The organism is Paenibacillus lycopersici (assembly GCF_010119935.1).
Lineage (GTDB): Bacteria > Bacillota > Bacilli > Paenibacillales > Paenibacillaceae > Paenibacillus_Z > Paenibacillus_Z lycopersici.
Window position 1 is genome coordinate 2,927,115 of sequence record NZ_CP048209.1, and the last position, 20,073, is coordinate 2,947,187.

Annotated in this window: 16 protein-coding genes and 1 riboswitch; all 16 genes read left to right on the forward strand. The window is 62.7% G+C overall.

What is annotated here, in order from left to right:
- Window positions 1-49: 49 nt before the first annotated feature.
- Window positions 50-272, forward strand: a riboswitch (cobalamin riboswitch).
- A 221-nt stretch (window positions 273-493) separates the two neighbouring features.
- The 16 genes from GXP70_RS13055 to GXP70_RS13125 all read left to right on the forward strand — a co-directional run bounded on the left by GXP70_RS13055 (window position 494) and on the right by GXP70_RS13125 (window position 20,073).
- Window positions 494-1,576: an ABC transporter substrate-binding protein gene (locus tag GXP70_RS13055; protein WP_162357221.1), complete on the forward strand. Its 1,083-nt coding sequence runs from the start codon at window positions 494-496 to the stop codon at window positions 1,574-1,576.
- 1 nt (window position 1,577) lies between these two features.
- Window positions 1,578-2,618: a FecCD family ABC transporter permease gene (locus tag GXP70_RS29830; protein WP_225442785.1), complete on the forward strand. Its 1,041-nt coding sequence runs from the start codon at window positions 1,578-1,580 to the stop codon at window positions 2,616-2,618.
- Complete coding sequence (locus tag GXP70_RS29835) at window positions 2,615-3,436, forward strand: heme ABC transporter ATP-binding protein (RefSeq protein ID WP_225442786.1); 822 nt, start codon at window positions 2,615-2,617, stop codon at window positions 3,434-3,436. Before GXP70_RS29830 ends, GXP70_RS29835 begins: the two co-directional genes overlap by 4 nt.
- A 1-nt stretch (window position 3,437) precedes the next feature.
- Entirely contained in the window at window positions 3,438-4,517 is a 1,080-nt protein-coding gene (gene cobT / locus GXP70_RS13065; protein ID WP_162357222.1) for a nicotinate-nucleotide--dimethylbenzimidazole phosphoribosyltransferase, read from the forward strand.
- A gap of 218 nt (window positions 4,518-4,735) precedes the next feature.
- Window positions 4,736-5,338, forward strand: a complete 603-nt coding sequence (gene cobU / locus GXP70_RS13070; RefSeq protein WP_162357223.1) for a bifunctional adenosylcobinamide kinase/adenosylcobinamide-phosphate guanylyltransferase — start codon at window positions 4,736-4,738, stop codon at window positions 5,336-5,338.
- Between the two features lie 77 nt (window positions 5,339-5,415).
- On the forward strand, window positions 5,416-6,231 hold the full coding sequence (cobS, locus tag GXP70_RS13075) for an adenosylcobinamide-GDP ribazoletransferase (RefSeq protein ID WP_162357224.1): 816 nt from the start codon (window positions 5,416-5,418) through the stop codon (window positions 6,229-6,231).
- A 479-nt stretch (window positions 6,232-6,710) separates the two neighbouring features.
- A complete protein-coding gene (hrpB, locus tag GXP70_RS13080) occupies window positions 6,711-9,419 on the forward strand; it encodes an ATP-dependent helicase HrpB (RefSeq protein WP_192043487.1) in 2,709 nt (902 codons plus the stop codon).
- A gap of 191 nt (window positions 9,420-9,610) precedes the next feature.
- Entirely contained in the window at window positions 9,611-9,889 is a 279-nt protein-coding gene (locus tag GXP70_RS13085) for a DUF1294 domain-containing protein (RefSeq protein ID WP_162357226.1), read from the forward strand.
- Window positions 9,890-10,019: 130 nt separating this feature from the next.
- Entirely contained in the window at window positions 10,020-10,628 is a 609-nt protein-coding gene (locus tag GXP70_RS13090) for a transglutaminase-like domain-containing protein (RefSeq protein ID WP_162357227.1), read from the forward strand.
- 218 nt (window positions 10,629-10,846) lie between these two features.
- On the forward strand, window positions 10,847-12,940 hold the full coding sequence (locus GXP70_RS13095) for a HelD family protein (RefSeq protein ID WP_162357228.1): 2,094 nt from the start codon (window positions 10,847-10,849) through the stop codon (window positions 12,938-12,940).
- A 650-nt stretch (window positions 12,941-13,590) separates the two neighbouring features.
- A complete protein-coding gene (locus GXP70_RS13100) occupies window positions 13,591-14,688 on the forward strand; it encodes a DUF3900 domain-containing protein (protein ID WP_162357229.1) in 1,098 nt (365 codons plus the stop codon).
- Window positions 14,689-14,857: 169 nt separating this feature from the next.
- Window positions 14,858-15,265, forward strand: a complete 408-nt coding sequence (locus GXP70_RS13105) for a ribosomal maturation YjgA family protein (protein WP_162357230.1) — start codon at window positions 14,858-14,860, stop codon at window positions 15,263-15,265.
- 104 nt (window positions 15,266-15,369) lie between these two features.
- The gene (locus GXP70_RS13110) at window positions 15,370-16,317 is read left to right on the forward strand and encodes an aminoglycoside phosphotransferase family protein (protein WP_162357231.1); all 948 of its coding nucleotides are present in this window, start codon (window positions 15,370-15,372) and stop codon (window positions 16,315-16,317) included.
- A gap of 429 nt (window positions 16,318-16,746) precedes the next feature.
- The gene (gene metG, locus GXP70_RS13115) at window positions 16,747-18,387 is read left to right on the forward strand and encodes a methionine--tRNA ligase (protein WP_162357232.1); all 1,641 of its coding nucleotides are present in this window, start codon (window positions 16,747-16,749) and stop codon (window positions 18,385-18,387) included.
- Between the two features lie 148 nt (window positions 18,388-18,535).
- Window positions 18,536-19,288: an SDR family NAD(P)-dependent oxidoreductase gene (locus tag GXP70_RS13120; protein ID WP_162357233.1), complete on the forward strand. Its 753-nt coding sequence runs from the start codon at window positions 18,536-18,538 to the stop codon at window positions 19,286-19,288.
- A gap of 110 nt (window positions 19,289-19,398) precedes the next feature.
- On the forward strand, window positions 19,399-20,073 hold the full coding sequence (locus tag GXP70_RS13125; protein ID WP_162357234.1) for a response regulator transcription factor: 675 nt from the start codon (window positions 19,399-19,401) through the stop codon (window positions 20,071-20,073).

Here is a 20,073-nt window from a genome sequence, read left to right on the forward strand (position 1 = left end):
CATATGGACATCGGTTCCATAGGGTGGTATAGTAACACGGATAACCAATTGCATAGCCGTAGTTACAGGTACCGGACCCGCATCGCATGCGAGCTCCGGTTTAATAGGGAAGTCCGGTGTGAATCCGGCATGGACCCGCCACTGTAAGGAGTGCCCCGGCCGCAATTTCGGCCCCGGCAACGCAGCAGGATGAAGTCACTGGACGCGCGAGTCCGGGAAGACCCTGCTGCGCCGCTCCAAGTCAGGAGACCTGCCTGTAATGAATAACGCTGCCTACGAGGACTTAGGGAAGTGTTAGAAATAGGGACAATGACACGGATTCGCACGCGAATGCCGAGGCCAAGAGCGCTTGGTTCGGCCGTTCGCTCGTTTGGCCGTTCATTGAGACACGAGCATTTCTGACACTTTCGTCGGAGATGCTTTTTTTGCGTTTCCGTGCGCCGGGTGGAAGCGTGCAGCTGTGCGAACAGACGAATGAAATGGGAGAGAGACTATGAACGCGAATAATCGGAAACCGGCACCAATATGGAAATTAGTCTTCTTCGCGATGGCCGCGGCGATCGTGCTGGCTACGGCGGCTTGCGGAACGAGAACCGCGAGCGATAACGAGGCGGCGAACAATGCGGTCTCCCCGAATACGGGAGATGCTGCGGCAGGGAATGCCGCGAATGCGGCAAACGGCGATAACGCGGCGAATGCGGCCGACGGCGCCGCGGATAATGCCGGCACTGCCGACTCGGCGCTACAAGCGACGGTCTATCCGCTGACGGTGACAGACGTCACGGGCACCGAGCTGACGTTCGGCGCGGCGCCTCGGCGCATCGTTACGCTAGTGCCGAGCGAGACGGAGATCGTCTATGCGCTCGGCGCGGGCGATGCGATCGCCGCTGTCGACAACTTCTCCAATTATCCGAAGGAAGCGGCGGATAAGCCGAAGATCGGCGACATGAACGCGGATATCGAGAAAATCGTATCGCTGAAGCCCGACCTCGTTCTTGCCTCCTACACGATGAGCCAGGCGGTCGTCGACAAGCTGCGTTCGCTCAAGCTGCCGGTGTATGCGACGGATCCGAAGACGTATGATGCCGTGATCGAGAAAGTGAAGCAAATCGGCGCGATTCTCGACAAATCGCAGGAAGCGGCTGCGGTGGCCGACCATATGGAGCAGGTGCGCAAGCAGGTCGCGGACACGGTGAAGGATGCGCCGAAGCCGAATGTATATCTGGAGTTCGCGCCGGGCTGGACGGTCGGCAAGGGGGAGTTCCTGGATGAAATCATTACGCTCGCGGGCGGGACGAATATCGCGACGGAGCCGAACTGGTACGAAATCGATCCGGAGGCGGTCGTGAAAGCGAATCCCGACGACATTATCTATGCATCCATGACGGTCAACGCAGGCGAGAAAAATCCGATTCTCGCAGCGATCGAAACGCGCCCGGGCTGGAATACGATCAATGCCATCAAGAATAAAAAATTGTTCGAGGTCGATCAGGATCCGCTGACGCGCGTCGGGCCTCGCCTGGCCGACGGCTTGCTGGAAGTGGCGAAGAAGCTGCATCCGGATTTGTTCAAGTAAGATGCGAACGAGATTATTCGTATACGGAGGGGCAGCGATGCTCCTCTTGCTCGCATCCGTCGTCGTCAGTCTCTCGATCGGTTCCTCCGGCCTGCCGCTGAGAGACGTGTGGGGCATTCTTCTTCACCAGCTGCCGTGGATGCCGGCGGCCGATACGAAATGGGACGCCGGCGACATCGCCATCGTCACGCAGCTGCGGCTGTCCCGGGTTCTGCTCGGGATGCTGGTCGGCGCTTGCCTGGCATTGGCGGGCGCGGGCTTCCAGGGCGTGCTTCGCAATCCGCTTGCCGACCCGTTCACGCTTGGCGTCGCGTCGGGCTGCTCCGTCGGCGCCGCTTTTATGATCGTGTTCGGCCTGCAATCGGCGCTCGGTCTATGGACGGTCCCGCTGGTCGCATTCGTCACGGGCATGGTCACGCTCTTGATCGTGTTCGGCCTCGCGCGGGCAAGAGGCGCCATGAACGTCGAAACGCTCATTCTATCGGGCGTCGTCGTCCAGGCTTTCCTGGGGGCGCTCGTCACGTTCCTGGTGACGATGTCGCAAAGTGTCGTCAACGAAGCGATGTTCTGGCTTATGGGCAGCCTCAGCGCGCGCAGCTGGGCGCATGTGCGGTTGGTCGCGCCGTTCCTGATCGTCGGCCTGCCGGTCTTGATTCGCTACGCGCAGCATTTGAATCTATTCGCATTCGGCGAGCGCCATGCGGCGCATCTCGGCGTCAACGTCGAACGGACGAAGCTGATCGTCCTCGTCATGTGCACGCTATTGACAGCGGTTGCCGTCTCCGTCGCGGGCGTCGTCGGCTTCGTCGGGCTTGTCGTTCCGCATCTGATTCGCCTGCTCGTCGGGCCGGATTACCGCATTATCGTTCCCCTCTCCGCGATCGGCGGCGGCTTCTACCTGGTGTGGGCGGATACGCTGGCAAGAACGGCGCTCAGTCCGAAGGAAATCTCGCTCGGCATCGTCACGGCGCTGATCGGCGCGCCGTTCTTCGCGTATTTGCTCTACAGGCGCAAAGTGCAGCAGGGAGGCGCTGCATCGTGATCGAAGCGAGAGCGGTCTCGGTCGTAATCGGGGGAAGGACGATACTGAACGACCTTCATTTCATGATTGAAAAAGGCGAAACGGTCGGCATCATCGGACCGAACGGCGTCGGCAAGTCGACGCTGCTCCGGCTGCTATCCGGCACGGATCGGCCGTCGTCGGGCGAGGTGCTGCTGGCTGGCCGGCGCGCGTCGGATTATAAGCGCAAAGAATTGGCCAAGCGCGTGGCCGTGCTGCAGCAAGGCGGTCTGGCGGCCGTCGGGTTTACGGTGCGCGAGGCGGTGCGAATGGGGCGGTTCCCGTATCAGAATTGGCTGGGCGAGGAATCGTTCGAGGGCGAGCGGATTGTCGAGCGGGCGTTGGCGGACATGGGGCTGATGGCATTGCAGCACCGGCGGATCGACGGCTTGAGCGGGGGCGAGCGTCAGCGAGTCGCGCTGGCGAAGGTGATGGCGCAGGAGCCGGAGCTGCTGCTGCTCGACGAGCCGACGACGTATCTGGACATCGGGTATCAAGTGCAATTGCTGGATTCGGTCAAGCGCTGGCAGAAGGAGCGGGGGTTGACCGTCGTCGCCGTGCTGCACGATCTGAATTTGGCGGCGCATTACTGCGACCGGCTGCTGGTGCTCCATCAAGGCGCCGTCGACGCGGACGGGCCGCCGCGCGAGCTTGTATCGCCGGAGCTGATCCGGCGGGTGTTCGGCGCGGACGCCATCGTTCTGCCGCATCCCGAGACTGGCGTGCCGCAGCTGCTGCTGCGGCCGGAGACGCCGGCTGCCGGCAGGGCAGCGGAAATCGTACGCGAAGGGGAGCTGTAAAATGAGCGAACAGAGGAGCCTAAGCGGGCATGAATTGAAAATAACGTCCTTCATCAACGAAATCGGGGATTTGAACGCCGGCGTCATGGCCGATGCCATTCAGCATTTGAACAGCCTGACCAAGCCGCCAGGCAGCCTTGGGCGGCTGGAGGATATCGCCATTCGGGCGGCCGGCATTTCCGGGGAGCTGGCGCCCGATTACGGCAAGCGGGCCGTCATCGTCATGGCCGGCGACCACGGCGTCTGCGAAGAAGGCATCAGCGCCTTTCCCGCCGAAGTGACGCCGCAGATGGTGATGAACTTTCTGGCCGGCGGCGCGGCCGTGAACGTGCTGGCGCGCGGCGCGCGAGCGGATGTGCTCTGCGTCGACATGGGCGTCAACGCGGACCTCGCGCATGAGGCGCTCATTACTTGCAAGACCCGCAAAGGAACCGGGAACATGACGCGCGAAGCGGCCATGACCCGGGACGAAGCGGCGGCGGCCGTGCTCGGCGGCTTCGAGCTCGTCGCCCGTCTGGCCGGCGAAGGCTACCGCATGTTCGCCACGGGCGACATGGGCATCGGCAACACGACGGCAAGCGCAGCGCTTTGCGCCGCGCTGGGCGGCATGACGCCGGATGAGGCGGTCGGCCTCGGCACGGGCATCGACGAGGAACGCCGGCTGCATAAGGTCGAGGTCGTCAAGCGCGCGCTCGCTTGCAACCGGCCGGACGATTCCGACCCGATCGGCGCGCTCGCCAAAGTCGGCGGACTGGAAATCGCCGGACTGGCCGGCGTCATCCTCGGGGCGGCGGCGCACCGCTGCCTCGTCGTCGTCGACGGCTTCATCTCCTCGGCGGCCGCGCTCGTGGCGACCGCGCTCGCGCCGAAGGCGGCGGCGTTCATGATCGCCTCGCATCTCTCGCAGGAGCAAGGCCATGCCGCGCTGCTGCGGAAGCTCGGCCTGTCGCCGATGATCCAGCTGGATATGCGCCTTGGCGAAGGAACCGGTGCGGTGCTGGCATTTCATTTCGTCGATGCGGCGTTAAGCGTCATGCGGGAAATGGCGACGTTCGAGAGCGCGGGCGTTTCGCGGGAATAGCTGCCGCGAGCGGGGCGCGAGAAGTTCGGATAAGCGTTCGAGATGCGGCTTAAGAAGCCTGCAAGAGGCACGAGATTGGCGTTCGAAGAGCTGATATAAGGAGGCCATGAGAGGCCACGAGATTGGCGTTCGAACTGCCGATATAAGAAGCGATGATACCGTGGCTGTATGTCACGGCGTCGCGAAGCGTTCATGATGAACGGGAACGGGGCGGGGACATGGCGATTTTCATCACGGGCGGCGCGCGAAGCGGCAAGAGCGGGTTCGCGGAAGCGTATGCGGCGAAGCTCGCGAAGCAAGGCATTTATGTCGCGACATCCCAGGCGTGGGACGAGGAAATGAAGGAGCGGACCGCTCGCCATCGGCAGGATCGGAAGCAGTCCGGTTATCCGTGGCGAACGATCGAAGAGCCGCTGGCGCTTGCGGAGCTGCTGGCTCGGCTGGAAGGCGAGCATGCTGGGGAGCCCGAGCGGCCCGTCGTGCTCGTCGATTGCCTGACGTTATGGCTGACGAACTGGCTGCTGCGCGTCGACCATGGACCGGACGACGAACGGGACGCCGATCCGCATCGCTATGACGAATTGCACGCGGAGGCGGAGAAGCTGACCGCCGCCGTCGCCGCGTACACGGGCCCGCTGCTGCTTGTGACGAACGAGGTCGGAAGCGGCATCGTGCCCGCATATCCCCTCGGCAGGCGGTTCCGGGACGAAGCGGGACGGCTGAACCGCAAGCTTGCCGCCATCTGCGGCGAGGCGTATCTCGTCGTGGCCGGCATTCCGCTCGATTTGAAGAAGCATGCGTTCGCGTTCGATGAGGATTGAACGCGGATACTGCGCGATTCGGTTCGCGGCGGCGATAGCTGCCGGATATTATGCTGCGCGGAGGTGGCTTGAAGGGCATGGTTAGGAAGCTTGTCATACGCGAATTGCAGGCGGCGGGTACCGCATTTCAACTGTTGACGCGCATTCCGGTGCCGGCAGTCATCCCGTTCACGCCGGAGATGCTCGCGCGAAGCGTCGTCTACTACCCTGTCGTCGGCGTCGTTATCGGCGGTATCGTCGGGGCGGCGGGCGCCGGCTTGGACGGGCTTGTTCCGCCGATGCCGGCGGCCGTCTTGCTGCTGGCCGTCTGGCTGCTGCTGAGCGGCGGGCTGCATATGGACGGCCTGATGGACACGGCCGACGGCGTGCTGAGCCATCGCTCGCGCGAGCGGATGCTCGAAATCATGAAGGACAGCCGTGTCGGCGCGATGGGCGTCCTGGCTGCCGCCGTCCTCCTGCTGTTCAAATTCGCCGTGCTCGGCACATGGATGGAAGAGGGACGGAGCTGGCTCGCCGAAGCGCCGATGTTCGCGCTGGCTTGCGGCCTCGGCAGGCTGTGGCTCGTCGCGGCCATGGCATTCTGGCCGTTCGCAAGGCCGGGCGAAGGCATGGCCGCGCTCTTCGGCAGCGTCCGGCCGCGCCATGCGGCGGCGGCTGCGCTTATGCAGGCGCTGCTGACGGTCGCATGCGTGCTGGCTTGTCCGGCTTCGGCATCGGTCGGCCGGCTGCTGGCAGCCATCGTATGGACGGCCGCGCTCGCGATTGCCGTAGGCGGCGTTCTGTCGGTCTGGCTGCGGCGCAAGCTCGGCGGACTGACCGGAGATACATACGGAGCCATGGTCGAAGCGATCGAGGCGGCGCTGCTTTTTGCGCTCGTTATTCTGTGGAAGTAACGGCGGCGGGAGTACGGGATTATTCGGCCGGCTAAGTCTGCATTACGGTTGAAACTTGATTGGGCGATGGAATGAACGGCCTGAATCGATGCATGGAATGAACGGATTGAATATGCGGCGCGCTGCCTAACCGGGCGGCGCGTTTTTGGTTTGGGCGAAGCATCGGGAGATGAACGGGATTTGTTGAAGCGGACGCGAGAGCGCTGGTGGCGGCGGGACGCTTTGACGGACTTGGCTCGTTGTCCCTATAATGGAACAGACGAACGAACAGGACGGGGGAATTACGGATGAACGCGAAAGGCGATTCAATAAGCGGGCTTCCCGCGACTGCGGCAGGGGCTGGTGCAGCCGCGGGAGCAGGCGGCAGATTGGAAGCGAGGGCTGGAGACGGCGCCGGAACTGGAATTGAGGCTGGAGGAAGTGCAAGTGCGTCGGGACGTCTGCCGATCGACGATTTGCTGCCGGAGCTGCGCAAGGCGATGGGCGAACGGACATCGGCCGTACTTGTTGCCGCGCCGGGCGCGGGCAAGACGACCCGGGTTCCGCTTGCCCTGCTGGACGAGGCATGGCTTGCCGGGCAGCGCATTCTGATGCTGGAGCCGCGTCGACTGGCGGCTCGCGCGGCGGCGCGGTTCATGGCGGCCTCGCTCGGGGAAGCGGTCGGCGGCACGGTCGGCTACCGGGTGCGAATGGATACGAAGGTCGGTCCGGCCACGCGCATCGAAGTGATTACGGAAGGCGTGCTGACGCGGATGCTGCAGCAGGATCCGTCGCTGGAGGGCGTCGGACTCGTCATTTTCGACGAGTTTCACGAGCGACATCTGAACGGCGACCTGGGGCTGGCGCTGTGCTTGCAGACGCAGTCCGTGTTCCGCGAGTCGCTGCGCCTGCTCGTCATGTCGGCGACGCTCGAGGCGGAGCCGGTCGCGGAGCTGCTCGGCGGAGCGCCGCTGCTCATGAGCGAAGGGCGGGCGTTTCCGGTGGAGACGAGCTACGCGGCCAAGCCCGTAACGGGCCGGTTGGAGGAGGCAGTCGTGCGCTGCACGCTTGCAGCGATGCGCAGCGATGAGGGCGATGCGCTCGTGTTTCTCCCGGGCGCGGGCGAAATCCGCCGGGCGGAGCAACTGCTGCGCGCCGCGCTGTCCGGCGGCGGCACGGGGCTGCCTGCCGGCATTGCGGTGCTGCCGCTGTACGGCGCGCTGCCGCCGGAAGCGCAGGATCGCGCGGTGTCGGCGGCAGCGGGCGGCGAGCGGAAGATCGTGCTCGCCACGTCCATCGCCGAGTCCAGCGTCACCGTCCGCGGCGTACGCATCGTCGTGGACGGCGGGCTCAGCCGCGTTCCGCGTTTCTCGCCGCGCACGGGCATGGCCAGGCTGGAGACGGTCCCCGTGTCCGCCGCCTCGGCCGATCAGCGCCGCGGCCGCGCCGGCAGGGAGGCGCCGGGCGTCTGCTACCGGCTCTGGACGGAAGGCGAGCACCGGCAGCTGAAGCCGCAGAGCGACCCCGAGCTGCTGGGAGCGGATCTGGCGCCGCTGGCGCTGGAGCTTGCGATCTGGGGCATCGGCGATCCTGCCGAGCTTGCGTGGCTGACGCCGCCGCCGGAAGCGGCATATGCCCAAGCAATCGAGCTGCTGCAGGAGCTGAACGCGCTCGGCGAGGACGGACGGCCGACGCCGCATGGACAAGCGATGGCGGAGCTCGGCATGCATCCGCGGCTTGCGCATATGGTGCTCGAGGCGAAGCCGCTCGGCCTCGGCGAGCTCGCCTGCGAGCTGGCGGCGCTGCTCGGCGACCGCGACATGCTGCGAAGCTCGCGCAGCATCGACATGCGTCTGCGCCTTGAAGCGCTGCACGGGCGCGCCGCCGGCGACGCCGCCGATCCCGCGGCGGTCAAGCGGCTTGCCGCGGAGGCGCGCGAATGGATGCGCGCCGCGGGCGTTAAGCCGCAGGCGCGGACGCAGGCGGCCGGCGCCGCGCCGGGAGCGGAGGCCGCCGGCGGCGGGCAGCGGCCAAGAGGCCCGGCGCCCGGCAAGCCCGATGCGCCGAGCGCAGCCGGCGGCCGTGCGGACGCGCCGTCCGCGCGGGCGAGCATCGGCCAAGCGGCAAGCAGCGGCCACGCGGCGAGCATCGGCCGAGCGACGAGCGGCGGCCAAGCTGCGAGCGGGCCGTCCGGCGCTGCTCGCGGCGCGCCCGGCGGACCGTTGGCGCAGCCGAGCCGCGATGCCGCGTGCGGACTGCTGCTCGCGCTCGCGTATCCCGACCGCATCGCGCAGCGGCGGGGCGACGGCCGCTTCCTGCTGCGCAACGGACGGGGCGCGGCCGTGCAGGAGCTGCAGCCGCTCTCGGCCGCGCCGTATTTGGCGGCCGCGGAGCTGGAGGACAGCGGGGCCGACAGCCGCATTTTGCTGGCGGCTCCGCTCGGTCTGGAAGAGCTCGAGACGTTCTTCGCGGACCAAATCCGCATCGAAACGGAAATCAAATGGGACCGTCAAGCGGAAGCAGTACGTTCGCGCCGCCGTTACAGGCTAGGCTCGCTTGTCTTGAAAGAGACGCAGCTAGCCGATCCCGACGCATCGCTCGTCGCGGAAGCGCTGCTCGGCGGCATCGCCGAGCAGGGGCTCGAACTGCTGCCATGGTCCAAGCAGGCGCGGCAATTGCGCGATCGGATGAATTTGATGCATACGCATAACCCGGATTGGCCGGACGTTTCCGACGAGGCGCTTCTCGCCGCGCTTCCGGAATGGCTCGGCCCGTACATCGGCGGCATGCGCAGCCGCAATGATCTGTCCCGGCTCTCGATGGCCGCCATAATGGAATCGCTGTTGTCCTGGCAGGAGCGCCAAACGCTGGAGGCGGAGGTGCCGACGCATATGACCGTGCCGAGCGGCTCGCGCATTCCGCTCGATTACGGCGATCCGGCCGCGCCGGTGCTGGCCGTCCGGCTGCAGGAGCTGTTCGGCTTGCGCGAGACGCCGCGTATCGCGGGCGGCAAGCTCCCCGTCACGATCCATATGCTTTCGCCCGCACACCGGCCGGTGCAGGTGACGCAGGATTTGGCGAGCTTCTGGCAGCATGCCTATTTCGACGTGAAGAAGGATCTCAAAGGCCGTTACCCGAAGCATTATTGGCCGGACAACCCGCTCGAAGCGCCGGCGACGAACCGGGCGAAGCCGCGGCCGCAGCCGTGAACGGCACACCGCTGGGACACGGCCGTATCTCTCGCCCGGAGTTCCTGCCCGTCCGCAGCTTCTGCAAAGCACGCCCGGCTTCTCGCTGCCATTCCGATCCCGGCCGAACAGCCTAACAGAAGCAGCCGCACCGCGCATTCACATACGGGACGATGCGCCGTCTGCCCGTCATACGAAAGGAACGAACCGCGATGTCATCTATCGAAAAGCTGGTCCTGATCTATCTCATCGTCATCAATCTTGTTGCATGGGCGCTTATGCGCATCGACAAAATCCGCGCCGTGAAGGATCGCCGCCACCGGATTCCGGAACGCAGGCTGCTCTGGACGAGCGCTTTGGGCGGCGCGCTTGGCGCCTTCATCGCGATGCGGATGTTCCATCATAAGACGAAGCATCCCGCATTCGCCGCCGGCATCCCGGTCATGCTGCTTGCCCATATCGCCATTATGGTCTGGCTGGAATACAAGTGAACCGCTGAGGCGGACATTGATAGACCGAACTTGCTGTTTCCGGATTGCATAAAATATCATCTTAGTGCATAATTATCCCATTCCATATACGTTGGTGCATTGCCGATACGAGATAAGGGGATGAACCGGGATGCAGCTGCAATACGAATCGCCTCATCCAGCCGATTATTTGCTCGCGACCGGGGAAGTGGATTTCAACGCTCCGTCGATTGCCGGATTGACGGACGGCCTTCTCGCGTCATCGCAAGACCAGATCGGATTCATTCGCAAGGCATATGCGTTCGTTCGCGACGAAATCGCTCATTCCTGGGACATTCAGAGTGCTAGAATCACCTGCTCGGCATCGGAAACGCTGCTTCACCGGGAAGGCATCTGCTATGCAAAATCGAATTTGTTATGCGCGATCTTGAGACGCGCGAACATTCCCGCAGGCTTTTGCTACCAGCGGCTGACGCTCGGCGATACGCCCGACACCGGTTATTGCATCCATGCGTTGAATGCCGTATACATCGCGAACGATGAGCGTTGGATTCGACTCGACGCCAGAGGCAACAAGCCGGGCATCGAGGCCGATTTTTCCTTAGGGGGAGAAAAGCTCGCTTTTCCAATCCGAACCGAATACGGCGAGGTCGACTATCCCGTCTTATATAGGGCTCCGCACCCCAAGACGATTGCTGCGCTGCGCGGTCACGCGGACTGCAAAACGATGTATCTCCACGGATTGCCTGATGCGCTGTAGCGCTCTCGCATGGCTGCGCTTGGCATAATTGACAGTTCTTCGGCGCGTGTGCTATAGTTTTCACTCATGCTCCTAATGAGCGCCTAACTAATATTCCATATACGATCAGACCAAGCCGCATGCGAATGCGGCTTTCTCCGCCTTCTTTTGCTTGATCGGGGACGGCGGGAGGACGCGTGCAGACGCACGGCTTGCAGTCGCAGAGGGAGGTAACTGACATGACCGTTCAAAGTGCCTTTCAAGAAGAGGCGAAGCGCATCGACGAGGTGCTGCGCAGCATCCGCAAGCAGCTGAGGGAAATCGGCCCTCGTTACACCGGCAACGATTTCACCGAGCAGATGCTGGAGATCCAGCGCGAGCAGCGGGAGCAGCGGCTGACCGTCGCCGAGCGCGAGCCTTATTTTGGCCGCATCGATTTTCAAGAAGAAGCGCAGCCTGCGCCGAAGCCGCTCTATATCGGCAAGGCGGGCGTCGCCCATGAACAGTCGAACGAGGTGCTCGTCGTCGATTGGCGCGCGCCCGTCGCGAGCCTGTTCTATGCGTTCAGCGGCGGCGAAGCGCCCGTCGTCTACGAATCGCCGGACGGCGACGTGGAAGGAACCGTTCATCTGAAGCGCAACCTGATGGTGCGCGGCGGCATTCTGGAGCGGGTCGTGGACAGCTACGTGCGAGGCCAGGAAGACGAGAGCGTGACGGACGAATTCCTGCTGTACCGGCTCGGTGAGAACAAGGACAACAAGCTTCGCGACATCGTCTCGACGATTCAGCAGGAGCAGGACCGCATCATCCGGACGGAGAAGAACAAAGCCGTCTTCATTCAAGGGGTGGCGGGAAGCGGGAAGACGACCGTCGCGCTGCATCGGCTCGCCTATTTGCTTTACCGTTACGCCGGGAATATCCGCGCGGACCGGATGGTTATTTTCGCGCCGAACCGGATGTTCCTCGATTATATTTCCGGCGTGCTGCCCGAACTCGGCGTCGGTGATATTATGCAGACGACGTTCGCGGACTGGTCGCTGGAGCAGCTGCGGCAGGCCGTTCGTCTCGACGAAGCGTACGACCCGATGAATTACTGGTTCGAGCAGCCGCGGACGCGCGATGAGCTGCTGGCATCGACAGGCCGCATCAAAGGCAGCCTCGCGTTCAAAGCGATCGTTGACGCGAAGCTGGCACTGACGGAAGCGGCGCTTATCCCGGAGGAGCCGTTCGAGCCGATGGCGGGCTGGCGCGTGACGCCCGCGATGATCGCGGAATGGCTGGCGACCGACGACGGCAGCGAGCCATTCATGAAACGCCGCGACCGGCTTGTCAGCCGCCTGAAGCGCTGGCTGGAGTCGGAGTGGAAGGCGCGCCGCCAGACGGACGGCAAGCTGAAGGCCAAACTGAACGCGAAGCTGAATGCGTACGCGAAGAAAATCCCGTCGCCGACGGCCGCGCAGCTGTACGGCGCGCTGCTCGGCGAGCCGGCCGCCAAGGAGCTGCTGCCGGCCAAGAGCTGCGCCGCGACGATCAAGCTGCTGAAGGGCAAGCTGGTCTGGCCGGAAGATCTGGCTCCCCTTGTCTACATCCACGTGCGCTTGAACGGATTCGACGGTTCGCCGTACGATCACGTCGTCATCGACGAGGCGCAGGATTACTCGCCGTTCCAGCTCGAAGCGTTGAAGCAATGCCAGCGCCAGCCGTCGATGACCGTGCTCGGCGATTTGCAGCAAGGCATCCATGGCTACGCCGGCATTCACAGCTGGACGGAGCTGACGGCGCTCTTCCCCGAAGCCGATACCGGCTATTACGAGCTGGACCGGAGCTACCGGTCGACGATGGAAATCATCGATTTCGCCAACCGGGTGCTCGGCGGCATGGGCGACGGCGTCAAGCCTGCCGTGCCGGTCTTCCGCAGCGGCGAAGCGGTCGACGTCGTGCGGATGGGCTCCGACGAGCAGCGTCTGCACGACGTCGTGCAAACGGTCCGCGACTGGCAGCAATCGGGGCACTACCGGACGATCGCCGTGCTGGGCCGCAATATCCGCTCCTGCGAGGCGATCGCGCGGGCGCTGGCGGATGCCGGCATCGAGGCGGCGCTGGTGCAGAGCAAGCAGGAAGCGTACGGCGGCGGGTTGACCGTCGTGCCGGCTTATTTGGCCAAAGGGCTGGAGTTCGACGCCGTGCTCGTGGCCGACGCCGATGACGGCAGCTTCGGCGGCAACGACGCGAAGCTGCTGTATGTCGCCTGCACCCGCGCGCTGCACAAGCTGAAGCTGCTCTACTGCGGCGAGCTGACGTCGTTGATCTCGGAACCGGCGGCTGTCGTGTAACCGGATCTTCGCGCATGGCATCTCTATATGCACATCGATCTGCTGCTTTTGAACATCGATCTGCTGCTCTTGAACATCGATATGCCGCTCAATGAACCGAGCCCCGATTCAAGCTTACGAATCGAGTTCACGCTATTCGTCCCGTTTGCCCAATCTCATCATCCTAACGAATTCCAGCAACGCTATATGGCTAAACGGCTCAACATATGAGCCGTGTGCGCCATTATAGCGCGTGTCGGATTCGCAAGCTTGCTTAAGGCGTTCCATATACCCGCATAAGAGGCGTGCGGTTCGTTAGCGCCTTCGAACCTTCTGCCATAGAGTCAATTTGTCCGTCTGCGATGTGCAGGCGGGCTTTTTGTGCCCGACAGCGAGCGTCCGGCAGCAGCAAGGGCCGCTCGCTCGAACCGTCAACGCGAACTGATATTAAGAAAGATTGCCGCCGGCGGTTTTTCTTTTTCTCGCCGGGGTTAAACGGTATGCTTGGGACTGACGGAAGGCGATCCCGGCCCTCATCGCCGGCCGGGCCGTCCTGCAGCAGTCGGTGCCGACCCTCACGACAGCCGCAGTCGAATATGCTATGCTAATGACTTGACGCGCCGTTGCGCAGGCATGGCGGATTATCGAGAACGAAGGAGTTTATGCAGCGGATGGATTTCATTGTGGAATACTTGTCCTTTTTCGTCATTCAAGGGGAAGGCGGCGACACGAACGCGGCCAAGACGTTCTCCCATTATCAAACGATGGACCGTTACGATTATGCCGACAGCGAGCTGAAGTCGTTCCTGGACGGCGAGTTCGCGCGGATCGTCAAACGCAAGGCGGAACGGCATCCGACTACGGAAGCGGCGCCGACCAAAATCGGCCGCTTCATCGTTGAGCCCGGCTACGACCTCGACAGCAACCCGAACTACAACACGTTCCAGCGGCTGCGCACGGCGGAGTCGGCGGCGGAATTTCACGGTTTCGCCGACGAGCTGGTGCGGCTGTACATGGATGCGGCGGCGGTCCGCGGCGGCGCGTTCATCGTCGTGCATGCCACGCCGAACCGCTATACCGACGAGCCGATCCTGTTCGTGCTGAAATGCGATTTCGAGCCGAAGATCGCCCGCATTACGGACGAGCGAAACCTGATTTCGCATGTCGAAATGGCGATCAGCGCGCGCAACATGAAGTCGATTCAATATCCGTACATGCCCGAGGAAGGGATGCTGGAATACTGGGAGCTCAAGATCCACCAAGCTTCGCATGCTCGCTACTTCGAGGATTTCCTCCGGTTTATCAGTTACGAGAAGGCGATGCCGGAGCTGATGAGCGAACAGGTGCTGACGATGGTCCACGAGTACATGGAGGATAAGTGGCAGGGCAGCGAGGGCGAGGAGCGCCAGCAGGAGGCGAATCAATTCGAGGTCTGGGCCGCCAGCGAGAAGCGCGAGCTTCAGGAATCGTGGCCGCAGGAGCGGGTCGTCGCCGCGGCGGAGCGCCTCGTGGAGCTCCAGCCGAACCTAAGCGTGGCGTTCAAGCTGGGCGACGTTTCGGTGAAGGGCCCGCTGTCGGAATTCGGGCAGTCGATTCATTTCGCCACGTACAACGGGCGTTACGTCGCGCTGATCGAAGGCGACTTCTTCCAGTTCGACCGCAGCATGTCGCCGGTGGAGCTGCTGCAGCCGCCGGATTTGCTGGAGGTGCTCGAAGTGGTCGGGAAGAGCAAAGAGAAGGAGCGGCCGAAGGACGATCTGCCGTATTAGCGGTACGATCCGGTCCGAATTCGCGAATGTAGTGCACCTTGTGCACTACATTCGCCGCAACACGCCGAATGCGAGTAAACACGCCCAGTGCACTACATACGCCGAAATCCGCCGACTTGGGTAAAGAAATGTACCGGAAATCGCATCGTACGGGAGGTGAGCACGGGATATGCCGCAAATCGCAAGAAGGCTCGGCTATGCGCTCCCGACGGCAGCGGCAATCGTGCTTGGCTTGGCTTCGAGACGGTTCGCCGACCGCCTCCCCGAATGGCTGGCGCTGCAGGCGGGAGACGCGCTGTGGGCGGCGATGATCTACTTCGGCTGCCGTCTGCTGCGGCCGGCTCGTCCGATATTAACAGCTGCGCTCGCCGCGCTCCTGTTCTGCTTCGCAATCGAATGCAGCCAGCTCTATCAACCGGATTGGCTAAATCGCATCCGTCATACGACGCTGGGCGGACTCGTGCTCGGACAAGGCTTCCTTGCCGTCGATCTCGCGCGGTATGCGGCCGGCGTCGGGATGGCAATGCTGGCGGATGCCATCCTAAGGTTTGTCATGCGAAGCAGACGCACCTCGTAAGGCTAAGGCGATCGCCGAGACAAGCTGCACCGACCGGCGTATTCGCCATGTACTACTTTCATATTTCGGCAGAGTCTGCGATCTAGCGGAAAGGAGCGTTCCATATGGGAAACGACTGCCTCTCGGAAGAAGAGAACCTGCTGGGCCGGATTGCGATCTTGAAGGATTGCCTAGCGCTTGTCCACCTGGACAAAGGCTATTCCGGAGACAGGAAATATATCGCATTCGACGGCGATAATCGTCCGCGATACATCTTGCGCACGTATGCCATCGGGCAGGCCGAGGGGAAGCGGAACGAATTCGAATGCATGCGGCTTGCGGCCTCTCACGGCGTGAAGGGCTCCTTGCCCGTCGGGATCGGCGCGCTTCCCGAGCTTGGACTCGGGTATATGGTCGTTACGTATATCGAAGGCGACGAGGCTTCCGAGGCGCTTCCGCTTCTGAGCGGCCAAGCCCAGTTCGATGTCGGCGTCCAAGCCGGCGAACAATTGCTGAAGATCAACCGGATCGGGTGCCCGGTCGAAATGGCTTCCTGGCAGGAACGAATGACGGCCAAGCATATGCGCTACCGGACGGCGTACGCAAGCTGCGGCGTATCGATCGGACGGGAAGAGAAGCTGCTTGCTTTCATCGACGCGCATCTCCCTCTGATGAAGGGACGGCCGAACCGGCTGCAGCATGACGACTTCCATGTTGCCAACCTGATCGTGAAGGACGGCTCGCTGGCGGGCGTCATCGATTTCAACCGCTGCGATTGGGGCGATCCCGTTCACGAGTTCGTGAAGACCGGCTTCTTCAGCGCGCCGGTCAGCGTTCCGTTCGCGATCGGCCAAATCCGCGGATACCATGGCCATACGGAGCCGAATGCGGATTTCTGGCGGCTGTATGCGCTCTATCTCGGCATGACCATGATTTCCTCCGTCGTATGGACGCTTAAGGCGGTGCCCGATGAAATCGACGACATGCTGTTCCGGATCGGCCGGGTTCTCGATGACCACGACGGATTCGGGCGAACCGTGCCGAAATGGTACGATACGTCATTTTACCCTTGACTTTGTTCGTCGCATTCACTATGATTTGGAATAATTGGAATATTCAAAAAGCGATGAAGAGAAAGAGTACCCAGGCGAATCTTTCACCAGAGAGCCCCGTCAGCTGAGAAGGGGCAAAGGCGAACCTGGCGAACATGGTCTCCGAGCTGCGCATCGAAGCCGCTTGCGGCCGTAGGCTGCGCCGGGTCCCGCACCCGTTACCGTGCTAGGGTATAACCGCGCCATGATTGGCGTGCCGTACCTGAAGAGGAGCATGCCGCGAGGCATGATCGAACATTGGGTGGTACCGCGCGAGCACAGCTCTCGTCCCTAAGGGATGAGGGCTTTTTTGCGTTCGCGCGTAGCTGTGCGCAAGCCTGACCGCATTCCATCATTCCATTAGGCCGAAGTCGGCAGACGACGCGAAGTTTAAGAAGGAGGCAAACGAAAATGACGATTTTGATCGGCGGCGCTTGGCCGTACGCGAACGGTTCGCTCCATCTCGGACGGCTTGCAAGCCTGCTGCCCGGCGATGTGTTGGCGCGGTATTTCCGTCTGAAAGGCGAAGAGGTATTATACGTCTCGGGGAGCGACTGCCATGGAACGCCGGTCGCCGTTCAGGCGGCGCTGGAAGGCGTCGAGCCGGGCGACATCGCCGGCCGCTACCATGCGGAGTTCGCCGCGTGCTTCGAGCAGCTCGGATTCACGTACGACTTGTATACGCGAACGGATCAGCGGTTCCACCACGGCGTCGTCCGGCAGTTGTTTCTGGACCTGCTGGAGAACGGCTGGTTGTATGCGAGAACGAGCCTGCAGGCGTATTGCGAGACGGATAAGCGATTTCTGCCCGACCGGTATGTCGAAGGGACTTGTCCGGTATGCGGGAGCCGCGCGCGGGGCGACCAGTGCGACGCATGTTCGACGCTGCTCGACCCTTCCGATCTGACGGACAGAAGCTGCAAGCTGTGCGGCAGCCCGCCCGTCGAGCGGGCAACGGAGCATTATTATTTGGCGCTAAGCCGGTTCCAGACGGCTTTGGCCGGCTATGCCGCGTCGCATGCGAAGGACTGGAAGGATAACGCGGTCCAGCTGACGAAGCGCTACCTCGAGGAAGGCCTCCAGGATCGGGCCGTGACGCGCGATCTGGACTGGGGCGTCGATGTGCCGCTTCAGGGCTTCGAGGACAAGAAAATCTATGTCTGGATCGAGGCGGTCAGCGGCTACTTGTCGGCAAGCAAGCAGTGGAGCGCCCAAACGGGCAGCCGTTGGGAACCGTTCTGGCTGGACGGACAGGGCGACATCACGGCGTATTACGTGCATGGCAAAGACAACATTCCGTACCATACGCTCGTCTGGCCCGCATTGCTGATCGGCGCGGGCGGACTTCATCTGCCGGACCGGATCGTCTCGAGCGAATACATGACGCTGGAAGGCAGGAAGTTCTCGACGAGCAACAATTGGGCCGTCTGGGTTCCCGATGTGCTCAGCCGCTACCAGCCCGATTCCATCCGCTACTTCCTGATCGCGAACGGACCCGAGAAGCGGGATACGGATTTCTCGTGGCGGGCGTTCATTCACAGCCATAACGGCGAGCTGCTCGGGGCGTTCGGCAATTTCGTCAACCGGACGCTCGCTTTCATCGACAAGTCGTTCGACGGCATCGTGCCCGAAGGCGAATTGAGCGAGGAATGGAGGACAGCGGTCAGTTCGCTCTACGAATCCTCGGGGAGCTTGATCGAACAGGGACGGCTGAAGGAGGCGCTCGAGCTGATCTTCGAATTCGTCCGAAGCGCCAACAAGTATTATGACGAGCAGCAGCCATGGGCGCAGATCAAGCTCGACAAAGCCGCAAGCGGCAGAACGCTCCACGCGTGCACGCAGCTGATCGTCAATCTGTCCCGTCTGCTGCATCCGTTCGTCCCGTTCGCCTGCGAGCGGATCGGCAGCTTTCTGTCGCTTGACCGGCCGGCTTGGGAATCGGCTTACGTACCGGCAGGCAGAAGAATCGAAGGGCTGTCGCTGTTGTTCGAGCGGATCGACGCGAGTCGGATCGATGAAGAAGCGAAGCGGTTGGAGCAGCAGCGTCGATAAGAGGGATCGGGCGCGTAATTGCCAGCATAACGCGGTACGCCGCGAAGCCGGCATCGCACGCATGATCCGATGTGTTACAATATATGGATACGAATGAAGGATACGAACGGCGCCTGCCCGACACGCGCTGAGACGAGGAGGTCAATCGATGTCTGCTGATCATGCGAATCGCAGAACGGCCGTCGTAACCGGCGCATCCCGGGGGATCGGCGAAGCGCTGGCCGCCGCGCTGCTCGCCCGGAACTATCGGGTATACGGGATTTCGCGTTCCGATTCCGGCAAATTATCCGGCCATACGGGCTATTCGGCCATCGCCTGCGATTTGTCGGACGCCGCCCGGACCGAAGCCATGGCCGACCGGTTGTTCCGCGAATTGTCGGCTGCCGGCGGCGGCGAGCTGCTGCTGATTAACAACGCCGCGATGCTCGAACCGCTGGGCCCGGTCGAATCGCTTGGCGCGGCGGATATGTCGCTGCATATGCATGCTTCGCTGATCGCGCCGATGACGCTATGCGGCGCTTTCATCCGGCATACGCAGCAGCTGCCGATCGCGAAGCGGATCGTGAACGTGACGTCGGGACTCGCGATTCATTCCGCGCCGGCCATGAGCCCGTACTGCAGCAGCAAAGCGGCGCTGAACATGCTGACGCGCTGCATCGCCGACGAACAGCGGGAACGGCCGCATCCGATACTGGCGTATGCGCTGGATCCCGGCATGGCCGAAACGCGGATGCAGGCCACCGCAAGAAACCGGGATAAGGCGGATTTTCCGCTGCAAAATTTCTTCAGGGAAAGTCATGAGCAGGGAAGGCTGCGGACGCCCGAGCACGTCGCCGCCGAGACGCTGCGCCTGCTTGCGGACGTTCGTCCGGGAGCCGCGGGCACAGTGCTTCACGTGTAGACCCGTGTCATGGAGAGTCTGCCGGTTGTTCATATTCCGTTCATGCAACCGGTCTACAGTGTTGTCAACAAGACTCGCGGAAGCGGGACAATCGACTTGAGGTGGAGACGATGGCAGTAACGAAAATTCTGGTCGTGGACGACGATCCCCATATTCGCGAGCTGGTGCGGCTGTTTCTAACGCGCGAAGGCTTCGACATCGTGGAGGCGGAGGATGGCGAGGATGCGCTTGAAGCGCTCGAGCAGACGCAGGTGCAGCTCGTCATCCTCGACGTGATGATGCCGAACATGGACGGCTGGGAGCTGTGCCGGGAGCTGCGGCGCGACACGGAGCTGCCGGTGCTCATGTTGACGGCCAAAGGCGAGACGAGCCAGAAAATCAAAGGGTTCGAGCTGGGGGCGGACGATTACCTCGTCAAGCCGTTCGAGCCGCTGGAGCTTGTCGCCCGGGTGCGCGCCCTGCTCAAGCGATACCGGATCGCGACGTCGCAAAGCGTCCAGGTCGGCGGCGTGCAGCTGAGTAAGGAGACGTACGCGGTAACGCTGGACGGCGAAGCGATGACGCTGCCGATGAAGGAATTCGAGCTGCTCTTCAAGCTGGCGAGCTACCCGGGCAAAACCTTCTCGCGCGAGCAGCTGATCGAGCAGCTGTGGGGGTTCGATTACGAAGGAGACGAGCGTACCGTCGACGTGCATATCAAGCGGCTGCGCGAGAAGTTTCCCGAGGATCGGAGCCGGTTCCGCATCCAGACGATCCGCGGTCTCGGCTACCGATTGGAGGTTTGA